Genomic DNA, 17663 nt, shown 5'->3' with positions numbered 1-17663 from the left:
TCTAATTTTTGTTTTTTAATATCCTGGATTTTGTTCCCATCTATTTCCAGCTAATTGGATTTCTATTAAAGGAATTGGGAATACTTCGTGTTTTCCTGTCACGAAACCATCTATTTCCGTTGCAGCTCTACCTGTTCGTACTAAATCGAAAAAGTGATGACCTTCTCCTACCAATTCTAGTCGACGTTCGTTATAAATTGCGTCTGTTAAGGCAGTTCCTCCTGCTGTAACATCTGGCAGTTGAGCTCTAGTTCTAACTCTATTAAGATATACTTGAGCTTGCCCATCATTACTAGGAGATTTTCTATTATGAGCCTCCGCTGCCATTAACAGAACATCTGCAAATCTGATCGCCCTATAATTATTAGGGTTTGTAAGATTGGCATCTCCCGTATTAAGATCACCTTGACGAGCGATGTATTTTCTATTAAAGTAACCAGTGTGTTCAAAACCTGTCGAAAAAGTTGCACCTTGAGCAGCAGCCCAAGCATTAATGTCCAGAATAGCTACTTCTAACCTTATGTCTGATGTCTCGAATGCATCTACCACCTCTTGAGTAGGTACATTAAAACTAAAACCAGAATCAAACAATGGTCCTGAATAATTTCTAATTCCATTAAAACCAACAGCTACATTACCTTCACTACATTGTAAACAACCAAAACCAGCACCTTCTTCATCGCTATATTGTACTTCAAAAACAGATTCTATATTATTTTCTCCTTCTTGTTCAAAAATTGAGTTATAATCGGTTACTAAATCATATGGTCCAGCGATAACAAGATCTAATACATTTGCTGCTTCCATAAATTTATCTTGAAATAAATACACCTTACCAAGCAAGGCTCTTGCTGCTCCTTGCGTAACTCTTCCTATTTCTGCTTGCGCAACAGGTAAGTTATCAGCTGCAAATTGTAAATCTTCTTCTATCAGAGCATATACATCTTCTTTAGCAGATCTATCTATACCTGTTTCTTCTCCAAATAAAATTCTTTTGTCTATTGCTAATGGTACATCTCCAAACCATTTAACTAATTCAAAATAGTAGTAAGCTCTTAAAAATCTGGTCTGAGCGATCACTGCATCTTTTCCGGAAAAATCGGTTTTATCCTGAAACTCCATAATATAATTCGCTCGATTAACTCCAGCATACATCCAACTCCATATATCTCTAAGTTGTGCATTAACAGGTGTATGCATCATGTCATCTATTTCCTGTATACCAGGTGTATCTGATGCGCTTTCTCCACCAGCTAATGTATTATCGGAGGCTATCTCACCTAACATTACATTGATATAGGTTGACTGCAATAGATCGTACGCTCCTATCAATGCGTTTTGATAATCTTCTTCGCTATTAAAAAAGTCTTCTGAATTTTCATCCTCTGACGCTACGTCTACAAAATCGTCACTACAAGAGAAAATTATAGTCAATAGTGCTAAAAAGACTAGTATTGATTTGATATTATTTTTCATCTTTTTCATCTTGATTAAAATTTAAGATTTACACCTAACAAATATGTCCTTGGTACCGGATAAAAACCTGGATCAATACCTCCACCAATAGGAGCTCCAGAAGATGCAGCCGGATCATAGCCTTGATACTCTGTAAATGTGTATAAATTATTTACCGAAACATAAATTCTGAATTTATCTATTCCAATTGGAGTCATATAATCTCTCGAAAATGTATATCCCAATTGTACATTTTGGATTCTTAGATAAGATCCATCTTCGACATAAAAACTAGAAAACAAACTATTGGAATTAGCACCTGTAGTTACTCTAGGAAAGGAATTAGTAGTTCCTTCTCCGGTCCAGCGATCCAAAAATGCATTTCTTCTATTTACTAAAGGTTGATTACGCTCATAATTCCTAACAATATCATTACCGACAGAAGCAAATGCATAAGTAGTAAAATCAAAGTTTTTATATTCAAAGCCTATATTTAATCCCATTGTAGCATCTGGGATTGGATTTCCGATATCCGTTCTATCATCAGAATTAATTTCTCCATCTCCATTTACATCAACATATCTTAAATCCCCCGGAGCTGCATTAGCTTGAGTAGCATGTGCATCGACTTCTGATTGATTTTGAAAAATACCATCAGTTTGTAATCCATAAAAATATCCAATAGGTTTACCTGCTTCCATTCTCGAAGGAGGGTCTTGCCCCACTCCAAAAGAACCACCAGCTATAAAACTATTTTCACTATTTACAGATACAACTTCATTATCTATAGCTGTAAGATTAAAACTTATATTAAACTTAAAATTATCAGAAAATTGATCTTTATAACTTATTAAAAACTCGTATCCTTTATTCTCTACTATACCGGCATTAATAATTGGAGGAGCTGATCCTGGTGCTGCAACCCCTAAAACTCCAGAGACTGGTGCGACGACAAGTAAATCCTCTGTACGTTTATTAAAATAATCAAATGTTATATCTATTTTATTATCCCATAACCTGGTATCAAAACCTATATCCAACGTCTTCTGTTGTTCCCATTTAATTTCTGGATTGGATAACTGTCCAATTGCTGTACCAATTAATAATTCATCATCAATAACATAAGCTCCTTCTCCATTTAACAAAGAAACAAAGCCAAAATCTCCAATTCTATCATTTCCAATAACCCCATAACTCCCTCTAAGTTTTAGGAAATTCAACCAATTACTATCATTCAAGAATGACTCATCTGATACTACCCAACCAACTGATGCTGAAGGAAAATATCCAAACTTATTTTTGGGTCCAAACTTTGTGGATCCATCTCTTCTTATTACAGCTGAAAGTAAATACTTCCCTTTATAACCATACTGTAGTCTTGTAAAATATGATAGTAATCTACTATCGAAAGTGTTACCGCCATTCTGGAAATTATTGACTACATCAGAAGCTTGTGAAATATTAGCATTGGTATAAGAATTATCTATAATATCAAACCCTGTAGAACCAGTAAATGTTCCTGTCGTTTTAAAAACAGACATTCCTAATAATACTTTTACATCGTGATCTTCAGCAAATACTTTTTCATATTTCAGAAAATTATCCCAAGTAAAATCTCTAAAGAAATTTTTAAACTCTGTAACACTACTTCTATCTACATTAAACACTTTACCAGATCCATAAAACACTTCTGGAGAAAAGACTTTACCATCAACTTCTGAATAATTAAACTGAAATCTTGATTCTGCAGTGAAATTGTTTAGAAAATTATATTTCAATCCAAATGTAGCTCCAACCCTATTTACTCCCGTATTATTAAAGGTGTTTTCTATTTGCGCTATTGGATTAATCACTTCATTTCCTAAACCTTCTGCCAAAGTAAAATCTCCATTTTCATCTCTTACTGATAATGTAGGGGCCATATTTAAAGCATTAAACAAAACAGATCCTAAAGTATTCTCTAATAATGTTTCCCTATTAGTTTGTGTAAAAATCCCTGAAGTTGTGAACTTAAAGTTTTTAGCAAAATCTAAACTGTAATTTAATCTCCCTGTAAAACGTTCGAAATTAGCATCAGATCCTCCCACAATTCCATCTTGTGTTAAATAAGAAGCTCCTCCTGAATATGTAGAGTTTTCACCACCACCAGAAACATTAAGATTTATATTAGAAATTGCTGCTGTTCTAAAAATTTCATCCTGCCAGTTCGTTCCCTCGCCTAATAAGGTAAAATTAGGAAACGGCGGTGTTTGCCCACCAGCTGCAAATGATTCATTAATAATAACACCGTATTCTGTCGCATTAAGTACTGGTAATCTTCTTGTAGTTTCTTGAAAACCAGCATAAGAGTCTACTTCGAATTTTAAATCTGTATTGCGAACTCCCGACTTAGTTGTAATAAGAATTACACCATTTGCCGCTCGTACACCGTATATACCTGCAGTAGCATCCTTTAGCACATTAATACTTTCTATATCGTTCGGATTAAGCACACTAAGATCTTCTATTACATTTCCATCTACCAAAATCAATGGCCTACTATCACCGTTTGTAGATATTCCACGAATAGATATTGTAGAGCTACTTCCGGGAGCTCCAGATTGTGATGTAATATTTACACCAGCTACTTGCCCTTGTAGCGCTTGTTCTACTCGTACTGGATTTAATTCTTCGATCGTTTCTGCTCCCACAACAGAAACTGCTCCAGTAATTTCTTTTTTAGTCTGTGTTCCATACCCTATTACAATTACTTGTTCTAAAGACTCACTATCCTCCTGCATTACAATATTGATAACTGGATTCTGGCCAACAGTAATTTCTTGAGTAGTAAAACCTACATATGAGAAAGATACAACACTTCCTACTGATACATTGTTTAAGGCGTAGTTTCCATTAAAATCTGTCACTGCTCCATTTGAAGTATTTTTAACAATGACATTAACTCCTGGTAATTCTAGTCCATTGGCATCTTTTACGTTTCCTCTGATCTGAATTTCCTGAGCATTAATAACCGTGGTTAAAAACACAGCCATTAAGAAATAAGCAATTTTCATAAATGTTTTCGTTTGATTTACTCAAATTTACCCACGAACATTAAGAAATCGTTAATAACCAACCACAACAAAAAACATACAATAATCAGGAATACTTAAAAAATTAATAAATATTTTATGGAAAAGTCCAGTAAAAACAGGAAGTAATAATGGTTTCTTAATTATTAAAAAAATGTGAAGAAAATATTCTCGTAATCCCACTACAACGTTGGAGTATAGGTAATGTTGTGGTAATTAAAAGGTATGTTGTAGTGCTAAATTTCGAGGATGTAGTTTACCAAACTATCTGAATGTTCTAATTCTAACTTTTTCCTTAAGCGATATCGCTTAATTTCTACACTTCTTACTGAAATATTTAACAATGGTGCTATTTCTTTAGAAGATAAATTAAGCCTAAGATATGTACAGAATCGTAAATCGTGAGGAGTTAAATTATCATGCTTCGCTTTAAGCTTTTTCAAAAAGTCCTTATCCACACTATTAAAAGCTTCTACAAAATGGTTCCAGTCATCCTTATTATTCAAGTTTCTATCAATAATACGCTCCACATTTTTTAACCCACTTGGCTCAGATTCTGACTTTTGAAGTTCTTTTTTAATGGTATTCAGGATTTCATTCTTCTTTATAATATTCATTGTAGAAGAAGCTAACTCTCGATTTTTACTATCAATATCTTGAGTTAGTTTTTCGTTATTGAGCTTCATTATTTCTCTTTCACTCTCTAACTCTTTAAGTTCTAGTTGTTTCTTGTTTTCTTCTACCAGTTTTTCCCTTTGTTTTGAGTAATAGCGCTTATATGTTCTATGCATGATCAATAACAGAATCAAGAACAAAACAGAGTAAATAACAATTGCCAAAAAAGAAAAATACCAAGGCCTATCTATTGTGAATTTATATCGTAAAACATTATCACTTAGATCATTCCCTATTTTTGCTCGAACTTTAAAAGTGTAGTCTCCAAATGGTAAATTCTCAAATATTATATTCGTTTTAGTAGTCCAACTACTCCAATCTTCATAAAACCCATCTAATTTATATTGAAACTTTGAGATAAGATATTTGTCATATTCAGGAATAGCATATTCAAAAGAAACAGTGTTTAAATTAGATTCGAAAACAGGAGATGTATCTAAAAAATCAATTTCTTCAAACGTTGTTGATTTTTGTTTTGCTGAAACTTTTTCTAAGATAATATTATACTCTCTTGAATGCACCCTAGATAAATCCAAAATCATATATCCATAAGTGGTTCCTAATAAATATTTATCCTCTTCAACATGAAGAATATTTTCAAAACCAATCATTTCCTTTCTCAAAATATAAGGGATCGGTACTTTTATTATATCAAGATTATCAGAAAATTGACTCTGAAAGATATAGTCTAGTTCATCTTCAGCAAAATTCCAAAGTCCTCCTCTATTATCCTTTACTAATTTTCCAATACCTTTTTTCTCCACATCAAAGGTTTGACTAATTAAATTATTTTCTTCAAATTTTTTCTTTTCCTTATTATAAGAAAATACCCCTCTTTGATGCGCGTAAAAAATATTGTTCTTATATCTGGCAATACTAGAGTTTTTGCCTTTCGAAATTATTGTATCCTTTACTATTTCTAAGACTTTCGAAAAGTCATCATCTAATGTTAAACTAAAAAGCCCTTTATATTCATGATTAATCCATAGCTTATCTTCATATATTTCTAAAAATCTTGCAGAATAATCAAACCCTTCTATTTTTTGTCGAAGCCCCCATGTACCATTTTCCTTTTCTAATATACTAAGTCCTCCATAATGTCCTTGCAATAACCAATCGGGATGCCCTGGAACAACTCGAAAAATCCAGGTTCCCCCTATTGAACATATTAACTGAGAACTATCTTGGTTAATCTGAAAGGTCCCTGAATCATGTCCGCAAAATAACGTATTATCATAGCTAAAAAGATTCCAAACTTGACCATTAGTACCTTCTACGAATTTAAACTGTTCGTCCTTATCAAGTTTCTTATAAAACAATCCTTGATTTGTTCCGAGATACAAAAAATCATTAAAGACAATTGTTGCATATACCGTCCCAATAGTTCCTTTATCATCATTAAAACTTTGTATAGGTGATTTTAAATTCAGGCAATTAATACCATTGTCCAAGGCAAGCCAAATATTGCCGTCAATATCTTCAAAAGAAGATAACACTGTATTGTTATTTAATCCTTGGTTTTGATTAATTCGGTAAATGATTTCTCCTTTATCTGAAAGATAAATGAACCCATTAGATATGGTTCCTAATACAATACTACCGTCTCTTAATGTAATACTACTATAAACCGTAGCCTCATTTAATAGAGCATCCGATTCAGTATTCCATTTACTAACTTCTCCATTAGAAAGCTCAAAAAAACCTTTTGAAGTGGTAAGTACTAAAATCTTATTATTTGACTTCCAAATATTTACAATCTTATCGTTTATTACTTCAGGAACATCTATTACTAATATTGGTAGTCCCTTTTCAATCTTATATACTCCATTATTTAAATCTTGATAATATATAGTACCGTTAACATTAAATATATTAGTAAGAGTTAATTTAGATTCTATTATAGAAATTTCTTCAGTAGTAATATTGTATAAGTAAATTCTATTTAAGGATTGGAATAATACCCAATCTCCTTGATTAACTATATGCCAGAACTGCTCATCCTCTATCAGTTTATCCTTTATTACGCTACTTAATGAAGTGTATTCTAGCTTACCAAAATTGTTTTTTTTCCAATAGCCAAAATTCATATAGAAACCAGTATAAATACGCTGACCTACAACCTTCACAGATCGCATTACTGTTTCATTTGGAGTTGGATACAATTCCCAGTTAGCACCATTAAACTCTAAAAGACCTTTATTATTTGCTACATAAATATATTTGTTATCAGCCTGAGATATAGACCAATTTTGCGTTTCTCCTCCATACGCATCTGGAGAATAAACTTCTATCGGCGGTAATTCTTGAGCAACTATTATCGCTGAGAAAAATAGAAATAAAAATAGAAATGTCTTTTTAATATATTTCAATTATTTAAAATAAATATAGGTAGATATAACAATTAGACATACTATAGCACCTACTATTTTCGTGTATTTCCAAGGAGTAATATCCACTTCCTTTGTGTACTGTTGTACGTATGCCTCTTCTCTTGGATACAATTTACCAATAATTAACATGATAATAATGTTAACTACAAAAAGAATTGCCATTACATGTAAAAAATGAGGATACGCAGATGCTTCTATTTTTCCTAATTCTGATAGATCAGTAATACCATTAGCCTTTGCTGCGTCTACTGCATTATTCTGGAGTATTGGTTTTATAACAAATTGGCTTAAAATATACAGTACAGATCCAGAGATAATACCAATTTTACCTGCTATTGCAGGCACCTTTTTAGTAAGATACCCCACAACTATAATCGTCAAAATAGGAATACTATATATTCCATTCACTTCTTGTAAATAATCGAAAAGGCTTCCTGCATTAGCAATAAATGGAGCCACAGCCATCGCCAATATTGCTAACAAAACACCGAAACTTTTCCCTGCTTTTACCACTTGCTTTTCACTTGCTTCTTTATTAATGTATTCTTTATAAATATCTAACCCAAACAGCGTAACAGAGCTATTTAATGCACTATTAAATGAACTCAAAATTGCTCCAAACAAAACCGCTGCAAAGAAACCAACCAAAGATACTGGTAACACTCTACTCACTAAAGTTGGGTATGCTTCATCAGCAACTTCTAACTCTCCATTAAAAAGGTGAAAAGCTATGATACCAGGTAAAACAACTATTATAGGTCCCAATATTTTTAAAAACGATCCTAACAACAGTCCTTTCTGACCTTCTTTAAGGTTTTTAGCTCCTAAAGCTCTTTGAATAATAGCTTGATTTGTTCCCCAATAAAACAACTGAACTAACATCATTCCAGTAAATATAGTAGCAAAAGGAATAGAAGATTCACTATCTCCAATCACCTTAAACTTTTCAGGATTTGTTGTCATCAATGTATTAATACCTTCAGAAATACTACCATCTCCTATTTCTAACAAACCAAAAACTGGGATCATAATACCTCCTATTAATAATCCAACAGCGTTTATTGTGTCAGATACTGCAACTGCTTTTAACCCTCCAAAAATTGCATAAATAGATCCGATAACCCCAATACCAATAACACAAATCCAAATAGAGGTTTCTTTAGAAACTCCAAGTAAATCTGGAACATCAAACATTGTACTAATCGCTAAAGATCCAGAGTATAATACAATTGGTAAAAACACGACAACATAACCGGTTAAAAATAATCCTGATGTAATTGCTTTTGTTGTAGTATCATATCGTCTTTCTAAAAATTGTGGTACTGTTGTAATACCGCCTTTTAAATATCTAGGTAATAGAAAAATTGCTGTGATCACCATAGCAATTGCAGCTAATGTTTCCCAAGCCATTACTAAAATCCCTTCTGTATATGAGGAACCATTTAATCCAACAATCTGTTCTGTAGATAAATTAGTAAGTAGTAAAGAACCCGCAATTACTACAGCGGTCAAACTACGCCCACCCAAAAAATAACCATCTGAAGAAGTTTCATCAGTTTTTCTTGTGGCCAAATATGATATAATGGCAACTAAAAGTGTGAATCCTACAAAAGAAATAATACCCATATTGAAATTTTAATGATTTGTTAAAAGTCATAAAAATATCAGATATTATTCAATACCGTTAAGAATTATATTAAAAAAATAAGGATGTAAAGTTTTTGTATAGGTATTATTAACAATAAAGCAATGAAAAACAATTGTTTAGAAAATATCACTTCTTATAATGTATACTATATCTCCAATAAGAAAAAGCTCCTAGAATAGCCCAAACAACAAAACTATAATATACAGCGGATGGTGTCACTACCTGATCACCACTAGCATAAGAATGCAATCCTTTTAAATAAAAATTTACTCCAAAATATGTCATCAAAATTGAAGAAACTGCAAACACAGACATTAAATTAAAAAACCATCTGCTACGTAAACCAGGAACTAATCTCATGTGTATTATAAAAGCATATACCATAATGCTAACTAGGGCCCAAGTTTCTTTAGGATCCCAACCCCAATATCTACCCCAACTCTCATTAGCCCACATACCACCTAAAAAGTTACCTATAGTTAGCATTACAAGACCTATAGTCAGCGCCATTTCGTTAATAATAGTAATCTCTTTAATATTAAGGTCCATTCTCTTTTTATTAGACTTGGTTGTCAATACCATCAATAATAATGAAAGGATTCCTAGGATAGCCCCAACAAAGAAAGGCCCATAACTTGCTACAATGATAGAAACATGGATTAAAACCCAATAAGAATCTAAAACAGGTTGCAGATTGGCAATTGCCGGGTCTGTCCAATTCTCATGTGCAAAAAACAGTATGATAGCAGCTACAAAAGCAGTTGCAGCAACAGTAAGATTACTCTTTTTACCAAAAGCTAATCCTAAAGCCATCGTAGCCCAAGCTACATAAATCATAGATTCATAAGCATCACTCCATGGTGCATGACCAGACACATACCATCTTATTATTAAGCCTGATGTATGTATCATAAAAATCAATACAGTAATTCCCATAAAGACCTTTATCAACGCTTTTATAAATTTATTCTTATAATAAAATATACCAAAAATGATAATTAGAATAAATAGCACACTAGTAATACCATAATACCTGTATAATGTTCTGAAAATATCATACTTGTTCAATGCTATCTCAGCTTGTATTTTATCATCTGTTGGCATCACTTCGCTTCCAAATTTTGTTTGGAATGCTTTTATACTTTCTATATACTGATCAGGTTTACTATAGTCACCAGTATTTCTTGCTTCTTGTAATGATTGTATATAAATTGGAATAATTTGCCTAGTGTAGACGGAATCCATTCCTGTAAATTTATGCTCATTTAATTGTGGAACCGACACCCATTTATTCCCTTCATCATTAGGAACTGGAAAAATTCTAAGAATTCCTCCTCCAAGAGCTTGATTTAATAAATAGAACTTTTCGTGCGTCTTGAGAAAATCTTTTTCAAAACTACTTGGTGTACTTGTACTACTAGCTTCTTCTAAATAAGGATCTAACTTATAAGAACCATCTTGTTCTACTAAATCTATAAGAGAAACTCTTCTCTCAGATTTTGAAACCCCTAATATTTTTCGAATACTATCATTCTCTCTTTGTAATTCAATAATTGGAATGCTATACCATATAAAGGGGTTCTCAACCATAGATACAAATACCTGATCGGCCGTCAACCCTTCATACGTATCCTTCTTACTTAATTTACGAAGTAACTCCGAAGAAAATGTATTAACAGGTTTCATCCTACCTCGCTCATCCTGAATTACAATACGTCCAAATTTTTCTGCGTGTTCTTTACTTACCGCATTTGCCATTATAATTGAATCCAATTTAGCTTTACTAGGTAAAGTCTGAAGATGATTCACATGGTCCTGTTGTTCTTGTGCAAATGAAAATGTAGAAACAAACAATGCCAATAAAATTGTTAGCTCTTTCTTTTTCGACTTAATTTTATTTAGCATTTGTTCTAAATCTTTAAATCTGGATCCTCTGGTAAAAAGAATAAGCATTAATCCAAGGTATAATAACATGTATCCAGCGTAAGTAACTTTAGTTCCCCAATAATCGTGATTAACGGATAATACTGTTCCTTTTTCATCTGGATCAAAAGATGCTTGAAAAAAACGATATCCTTTATGATCTAAAACATGATTCATAAAAATATCATATGGCTGAGGCGTTGCGTTCTCTTCTACAATATCTACCTTACTCATAAAAGATTTATACACTTTTTCCGTTCCTGGTTGCTTCTCTGCAATAAAATCATTGAGTTTTAAAGCAAACGGAAGCTCTAATCTTTTGGAGCCATAACTAAAATACATATCTAATCCTCCCAAAGAAATTTTCTGCATATCATTTGCATACCCTTTCCCTCCTAACAACTTTACTTCTTTGGTTTCACCGTTAGTAATAACATCGACAATAAGTGCATCCTGCTGTCCTTTATCTTTTATCTCAATTGGAACGACATCATATGTTCCAGTTAATACTGGATCCGGAATTACAAATTGCATTCCAGCGGTTTGGTATAAAGATCGTAACATAAGAGGCTGAACACTATCTTTTATTACTAAACCTTGCTGTTGATCAGCCATTCTTAAATAAGATCCTTCAAAAGGAGATTCTATGTAGTACTCATCATTTTCATAAGTAATATTAATGGCACCTTTAGTTGGTATATTGAAAGCAACTAAAATATTATGAATGTTTGATACTTCTCCTTCCTTTAAGTAATGATCATGCCTGTTACCATCTCCTGCTTCAACGATTTTAAGATAATTCTCTCCATCTTCCTTCTCCACTAAGCCCATTTCTGCACCGGTAATATAATCTCTATATTGTATTGTTACAGGTTGACTATTATAATCTGTATTAATTGTAAAATCATTATTGGTAGCCTCAGTCAACTCTAATTGTTCAGAAAGCACACGTCTTCTTGGTTCACCGTTTATTTCTCCATCAAGAAAAGCTGTTAAGAAAGTACGTTCCGATAAAAACTCAGAAGTTGTTTCTCCTTCTCTTATTGGCATTACTCCTTCATAACTTATATATCTTGTAATAAAAGCTCCCAAAAGAATTAGAATGAAAGAAAGATGCAAAAGTAATGTTGCCCACTTTTCTTTTTTATATAGGCTATATCGTACAATATTCCCGCAAAAATTGATCATAAAAAAAGCCATAATAGCTTCGAACCACCAAGTATTATAGACCCAAATTCTTGCTGCAGTTGTACCATAGCCATCTTCTAAAAATGTGCCTACTGCCATAGAAGCAGCAAAAATCAAAAATAGAATTGCCATTAATCTTGTCGAAAATAAAATACTTGCTAACCTCTTTTGCATTGTAATTTTTTTAGCTCGGCAAATTTAGTGTTTTTGACAGGATAATCAGACATTCTAATTCTCCTATTTATTCGTTTTAACAGAACTATAAAACTTGTCTAATTTTTAAAGTATGTTCCTTATTTTAGCCAAATGATAACAGTAGTTCTTCTTGGCGCTGGAAATGTTGCGCAACATCTTTATACTGCTTTTCGAAATCAGGAGTTAACGAAAGTAGTGCAATGTTATAACCGAAAAGGAATCCCTATTCATAAAAATCAAAAAAAAGATACAGTTACTAGTGACTTAAGTAATTTAAAAGAAGCGGATCTATATATATTAGCTATAAGTGATGATGCCATAGAAGAAGTATCAAGAGCACTACCCTTCCAAAATAGATTGGTAGTTCATACTTCTGGTAGTGTTCCTATGGATGCTATTAATGATAAAAATTTTCGAGGTGTTTTCTATCCTTTACAAACATTCAGTGCTACAAAGGAAGTGAATTTTACCAACATACCTTTTTGTATTGAAGCGGAAAGCGAAAAAGACGAAACAATATTAAAAAGTCTAGCTTCTCAATTATCAAAAAAGATATATGATATTAATTCTGATCAAAGGAATGTATTACACGTTGCAGCTGTATTTGTAAATAATTTTACAAATCATATGTTTTCCTTAGGAAATGACATTTGTAAAGAAAATGAGGTTCCTTTCGAAATTTTACACCCCTTGATACAAGAAACTGCTAAAAAAATTATTGAAATAGAGCCTGACAATGCTCAGACGGGACCTGCTATTCGTAATGATATCAAAACTATTGACAGACATATTGATATTTTAAAAAACGAATCACAAAAAAACATATATAAAATACTTACCAAAGCAATACAATCTAAATATGGAAAAGAGCTATAAAGAATATTTACAACATATCACCACTTTTATTTTTGATATTGATGGTGTTCTTACTGATGGAACCGTATTAATCAACACGGATGGAGAGCTACTAAGAACAATGAACATTAAAGATGGATATGCGCTGAAAACGGCAGTTCAACAAGGGTTTAATGTATGTATTATATCTGGCGGAAAAAATGAAGGTGTAAGAAAAAGGTTAGAAGGATTAGAAATTAAAGACATTTATTTAGGAGCTCATCATAAAGTAGAACAACTAAACGAGTATATGAGCAATAAAAATATAAAGTTAGAAAATGTATTATATATGGGGGATGACATACCTGATCTACCTGTTATGAATATGGTAGGATTACCGACATGTCCTCAAGACGCTGTCGCAGAAGTAAAAGAAGTATCAAAGTACGTTTCCTTTAAAAAAGGTGGAAAAGGCTGTGTTAGAGATGTTATCGAACAAGTCTTAAAAGTACAAGGCAAATGGATCGCAAACTATAATGCTAAAGCATAAGCTATCTTATCATTTATGAAAACAGATAATATGAAATTAGTATTTGCGACAAATAACCAAAATAAAGTAAGAGAAGTACAGAAACTTATGCCCACTCATATTCAATTACTAAGTCTTTCTGATATAGGCTGTAATGAGGATATCCCGGAAACTTCTCCTACTATTGAGGGTAATGCTATTCAAAAAACCCTATACATTAAGGAACACTATGGATATGATTGTTTTGCTGATGATACTGGCTTAGAAGTTGTTAGTCTTAATGGAGAACCTGGTGTATATTCTGCCCGATATGCAGGAAAAGAGAAAGATGCTAATGCAAATATGGATAAGCTCCTAACTAACTTAAAAAAAGAGCAAAATAGAAATGCACAATTCAAAACTGTAATCGCGCTTAGCATTAGTGAAAATATGAATACATTCACTGGTATTTGTAAAGGAATTATCACTGAAGAAAAAAAAGGAGATCAAGGTTTTGGATATGACCCTATTTTTTCACCTAATGGATATGATGAAACTTTCGCAGAATTATCACTAAATCAAAAAAACAGTATCAGCCATCGCGCACAGGCAGTAAAAAAATTGATCTTATTTTTAAATAGCTAATCTGCTCCGGGAAATGCTAACATATCACCCATTCCAACAGTAAAAAGCCAATTTCCGTAAATAGCATGTTCGATGGACACTAGTGTGGTTGATTTTGTTCTTTGATATGTAAAGGCAAATAAAAGTCCCCCTAAAAAAGTAAGCAATTGAACTAGAAAACTTCTTAAGAAAATATGTGCTAATGAAAAAAGTACTGCGTTTAAAAAAATAAACAACCATTTATTCTTTATTAAACTTTCATATCTATCATAAAAGAAAGTACGATAAATAACTTCTTGTGGCCAAACGGATAAAAAAGTGTATATGAATAAAATGATTATCCACAACATAGGTTTTTTTAACAAGACTGAAAATAATTTATCAGGAGCAATCCAAAAAACATATAAACTAGTAATTATAACAATAATTGCTAATTTAATAACTGTTTCTTTCCAAAACGGTTTCCAGAAAATTTTATCTGGAAACTTTATTTTTAAAAGTCTCGATTTTCTTAAATGAAAAAGAATATAAATAAAACCTGCTACTGCTAAACCAGCTTTTATCGGGGCTGGATATGTAAATAAAAAACTAACGGGAAGTAATACGAATAAAAAAAACAACTCTAGTCCTCGGGTAAAAGTAGATTGCATCATTTCAATTTTCCACTAATTTCTGGATAAAAAATGAAACAAGTCAATTTTTAACAAATAAAAAAGCCTCTGGGCAAGAGGCTTTAATTTAGGGAAATCAAATTTGGGGTATATTCGATTTACAATTTTGGGGTAATCAAACAACGGTATTTTAGAAATACCTTAAAACTAATTCATTAATTATCAATCATTAACAACACTTCAAAGATACGTTACACATAAGAAAAAAGCGATAAAACAGTTCTATAAAAACATTAATATATCGACAAAATGCATTTTTTATCGATAAAAAGCGTTTTTTTTTAACAAAAGAACAATTAGAAGATTTACCTCTAAAGTACAAGGCATAAAAAAAGCCTCTTGAAGATAGAGGCTTATTAGTATAGGGGCGAAATAAATTTGGAGCAAAAAAATAAGTTATCTAATTTATGAGGTAACATTAAAACTAATTCTATTTCGTAACTCTTATTCTTTTACCTTTCAAAGGTATTACTTACACATATTTTGCTCACAAAACGATTATCAAAAATTTACAAAAACATCGATAAAAAACATCTAAATACGACTAAAGCATTTTCCTCTTAGTAAACAAACTATTTTTAGAAAATATATTGCACAAAAAAGCCTCATTTCTGAGGCTTATAATTTGTCAAACTTAATCTTGGGGGAAATCAAATTTGTTGGGGCAAAAAAACGTAAACAAATAATTCCAATTTTTCTCTTTCGCTATATATTCAATTCCTTAATGTCTTTTCTTTGATGAGTCAAAAGTACTTCATAAATACTCTTTTACTATTAATCTCTATACAAAGATAAAACATTTTATCGACAAAAAACAAATATTATCGATAAAATGCATAAAATAATTTTTCACTCACCAAAAGCAAACGATCTATATGATTAAACGAGAAAAATACATTGCATAAATTTTATTAATATCGTAACATTACATCCTTAAAATTTTGAATACAACATATGGAAAGTCAAAATATCACTCCCACTGATCCCCAAAGTGAAGAAATTATTGAAAACAGAGAATTAAATATTTGGGAAGCATTAATTCCAATTATTGCTTTAGTAGGAATGTTATTTTATAATGTGTATTATGCTTTTGGTGATGATGCTTTAAGTGGTAGTAATCAGTTTATTTTACTTCTAGGAGCAGCTGTTGCTGCTATTGTTGGCTTTTTCAATAAGGTTTCATACAAACAAATGATGGAAGAAGTTGCACGAAATGTTAAATCAACTACTGGTGCATTGTTAATACTTCTTATGGTTGGGTCATTAGCAGGAACTTGGTTAATTAGTGGTATTATCCCTACAATGATATATTATGGATTACAAATCCTTAATCCTACTATTTTTCTCGCCGCCTGTGTAATCATCTGTGCAATTATTTCTATAGCGACAGGTAGTTCTTGGACTACATCTGCTACAGTTGGTATAGCTCTAATAGGAATCGGTGATACCTTAGGTATTTCTCTAGGTATGACCGCTGGTGCTGTTATTTCTGGAGCATATTTTGGTGACAAAATGTCTCCACTATCTGATACCACTAATCTTGCTCCTGCAATGGCGGGAGGAGAATTATTTTCTCATATAAAATATATGACATATACTACAGTACCAACTGTTGTAGTTACACTTATCGTATTCATTATTATTGGGTTTACATTAGATACCTCTGGTACACCGGAAATTGGAGAGCAACTAGAAGCTATAAAAAGTGCATTTACAATTTCTCCTTGGTTATTTATAGTACCAATAATTGTTATTGGTCTTATTATAAAAAAGACGCCTCCACTAATCGCCCTCCTAGCAGGAACATTATTAGGAGCCATTGCCGCAATTATTGCTCAACCGGATATTGTTATGAGTATTGCCGGAACTGAAAAACTTGATTTCAATTCTGCCTATATCGGTGTAATGAAGGCGATGACAGTAGACACTGCTGTAGAAACGTCTAGTAAGGAATTAAATGATCTTTTCACAGCTGGTGGAATGTCTGGAATGCTTGGCACTATTTGGCTTATTGTATGCGCAATGGTATTTGGTGGTGTTATGGATGCAATTGGTGCATTGGCAAGAATTAGTAATGCCTTATTAAGCTTATTTGATTCAGTATTTGGATTATTTGCTAGTACAGTTGCTAGTTGTTTAGCTTTAAACTTAACTGCTTCTGATCAGTATTTAGCAATCGTAGTACCCGGAAGAATGTATGCAAAAGCTTTTAAAGACAAAGGACTTGCTCCAGAAAATTTAAGTAGGACTTTAGAGGATTCTGGAACCGTAACTTCTGTTTTAGTTCCTTGGAACACTTGTGGTGCGTACCAAAGTGGTGTTTTAGGTGTTCCTGTCGTGGATTATTTCTTTTTTGCCATCTTTAATTGGCTTAGCCCATTTACAACATTATTATTCGCTGCATTTAGAATAAAAATTAAACAATTAGGAGATAAATAGTAAAAAACATATTACTATATAAAAAGTGCATTCTATATAGAA

General features: G+C 32.3%; 10 protein-coding genes. 4 read left to right on the top strand and 6 right to left on the bottom strand.

What is annotated here, in order from left to right; translation table 11 throughout:
* Window positions 1-15: 15 nt before the first annotated feature.
* From BMY33_RS00540 to BMY33_RS00520, 5 genes are all read right to left on the bottom strand, one after another.
* Window positions 16-1476: a RagB/SusD family nutrient uptake outer membrane protein gene (locus BMY33_RS00540; RefSeq protein ID WP_425284216.1), complete on the bottom strand. Its 1461-nt coding sequence runs from the start codon at window positions 1474-1476 to the stop codon at window positions 16-18.
* Window positions 1477-1490: 14 nt separating this feature from the next.
* Window positions 1491-4508 (bottom strand): SusC/RagA family TonB-linked outer membrane protein, encoded by a 3018-nt coding sequence (locus BMY33_RS00535; RefSeq protein WP_091404024.1) that lies wholly within the window; start codon window positions 4506-4508, stop codon window positions 1491-1493.
* A gap of 254 nt (window positions 4509-4762) precedes the next feature.
* A complete protein-coding gene (locus BMY33_RS00530) occupies window positions 4763-7570 on the bottom strand; it encodes a helix-turn-helix and ligand-binding sensor domain-containing protein (RefSeq protein ID WP_244542955.1) in 2808 nt (935 codons plus the stop codon).
* Window positions 7571-9217 carry a solute:sodium symporter family transporter gene (locus BMY33_RS00525; RefSeq protein WP_091404022.1) on the bottom strand — a complete coding sequence of 549 codons (1647 nt, stop codon included), beginning with the start codon at window positions 9215-9217 and terminating at the stop codon, window positions 7571-7573. It abuts the gene before it with no gap.
* Between the two features lie 148 nt (window positions 9218-9365).
* On the bottom strand, window positions 9366-12524 hold the full coding sequence (locus BMY33_RS00520; RefSeq protein WP_091404021.1) for a cytochrome c biogenesis protein CcsA: 3159 nt from the start codon (window positions 12522-12524) through the stop codon (window positions 9366-9368).
* 132 nt (window positions 12525-12656) lie between these two features.
* Between BMY33_RS00520 and BMY33_RS00515 the strand changes: the two genes are divergently transcribed.
* The 3 genes from BMY33_RS00515 to BMY33_RS00505 are packed head-to-tail and all read left to right on the top strand — an operon-like array spanning window position 12657 to window position 14532.
* Window positions 12657-13421, top strand: coding sequence for a Rossmann-like and DUF2520 domain-containing protein (locus BMY33_RS00515; RefSeq protein WP_091404018.1), 765 nt, complete (start codon window positions 12657-12659; stop codon window positions 13419-13421).
* Window positions 13405-13929, top strand: a complete 525-nt coding sequence (locus tag BMY33_RS00510; RefSeq protein WP_091404016.1) for a KdsC family phosphatase — start codon at window positions 13405-13407, stop codon at window positions 13927-13929. Before BMY33_RS00515 ends, BMY33_RS00510 begins: the two co-directional genes overlap by 17 nt.
* 30 nt (window positions 13930-13959) lie before the next feature.
* The gene (locus BMY33_RS00505) at window positions 13960-14532 is read left to right on the top strand and encodes a non-canonical purine NTP diphosphatase (protein WP_091406034.1); all 573 of its coding nucleotides are present in this window, start codon (window positions 13960-13962) and stop codon (window positions 14530-14532) included.
* Here BMY33_RS00505 and BMY33_RS00500 read toward each other — a convergent pair.
* On the bottom strand, window positions 14529-15161 hold the full coding sequence (locus tag BMY33_RS00500; protein ID WP_091404014.1) for a CPBP family glutamic-type intramembrane protease: 633 nt from the start codon (window positions 15159-15161) through the stop codon (window positions 14529-14531). The two genes, BMY33_RS00505 and BMY33_RS00500, sit on opposite strands and share 4 nt — an antisense overlap.
* 975 nt (window positions 15162-16136) lie before the next feature.
* Between BMY33_RS00500 and nhaC the strand changes: the two genes are divergently transcribed.
* Window positions 16137-17621, top strand: a complete 1485-nt coding sequence (gene nhaC / locus BMY33_RS00495) for a Na+/H+ antiporter NhaC (RefSeq protein WP_091404011.1) — start codon at window positions 16137-16139, stop codon at window positions 17619-17621.
* Window positions 17622-17663 lie beyond the last annotated feature (42 nt).

This window comes from Aquimarina amphilecti (assembly GCF_900109375.1).
Classification (GTDB): domain Bacteria; phylum Bacteroidota; class Bacteroidia; order Flavobacteriales; family Flavobacteriaceae; genus Aquimarina; species Aquimarina amphilecti.
The sequence above is the reverse complement of the archived record's forward strand: the minus strand, read 5'-3'. Positions and strand labels throughout refer to the sequence as shown.

Bases quoted from the DNA above. Each gene is read 5' to 3' on its own strand.
- BMY33_RS00510 (WP_091404016.1), top strand. From the start codon at position 13,405: ATGGAAAAGAGCTATAAAGAATATTTACAACATATCACCACTTTTATT.
- BMY33_RS00500 (WP_091404014.1), bottom strand. From the start codon at position 15,161: ATGCAATCTACTTTTACCCGAGGACTAGAGTTGTTTTTTTTATTCGTA.
- BMY33_RS00525 (WP_091404022.1), bottom strand. From the start codon at position 9,217: ATGGGTATTATTTCTTTTGTAGGATTCACACTTTTAGTTGCCATTATA.
- BMY33_RS00515 (WP_091404018.1), top strand. From the start codon at position 12,657: ATGATAACAGTAGTTCTTCTTGGCGCTGGAAATGTTGCGCAACATCTT.
- nhaC (WP_091404011.1), top strand. From the start codon at position 16,137: ATGGAAAGTCAAAATATCACTCCCACTGATCCCCAAAGTGAAGAAATT.
- BMY33_RS00540 (WP_425284216.1), bottom strand. From the start codon at position 1,476: ATGAAAAATAATATCAAATCAATACTAGTCTTTTTAGCACTATTGACT.
- BMY33_RS00535 (WP_091404024.1), bottom strand. From the start codon at position 4,508: ATGAAAATTGCTTATTTCTTAATGGCTGTGTTTTTAACCACGGTTATT.
- BMY33_RS00520 (WP_091404021.1), bottom strand. From the start codon at position 12,524: ATGCAAAAGAGGTTAGCAAGTATTTTATTTTCGACAAGATTAATGGCA.
- BMY33_RS00505 (WP_091406034.1), top strand. From the start codon at position 13,960: ATGAAATTAGTATTTGCGACAAATAACCAAAATAAAGTAAGAGAAGTA.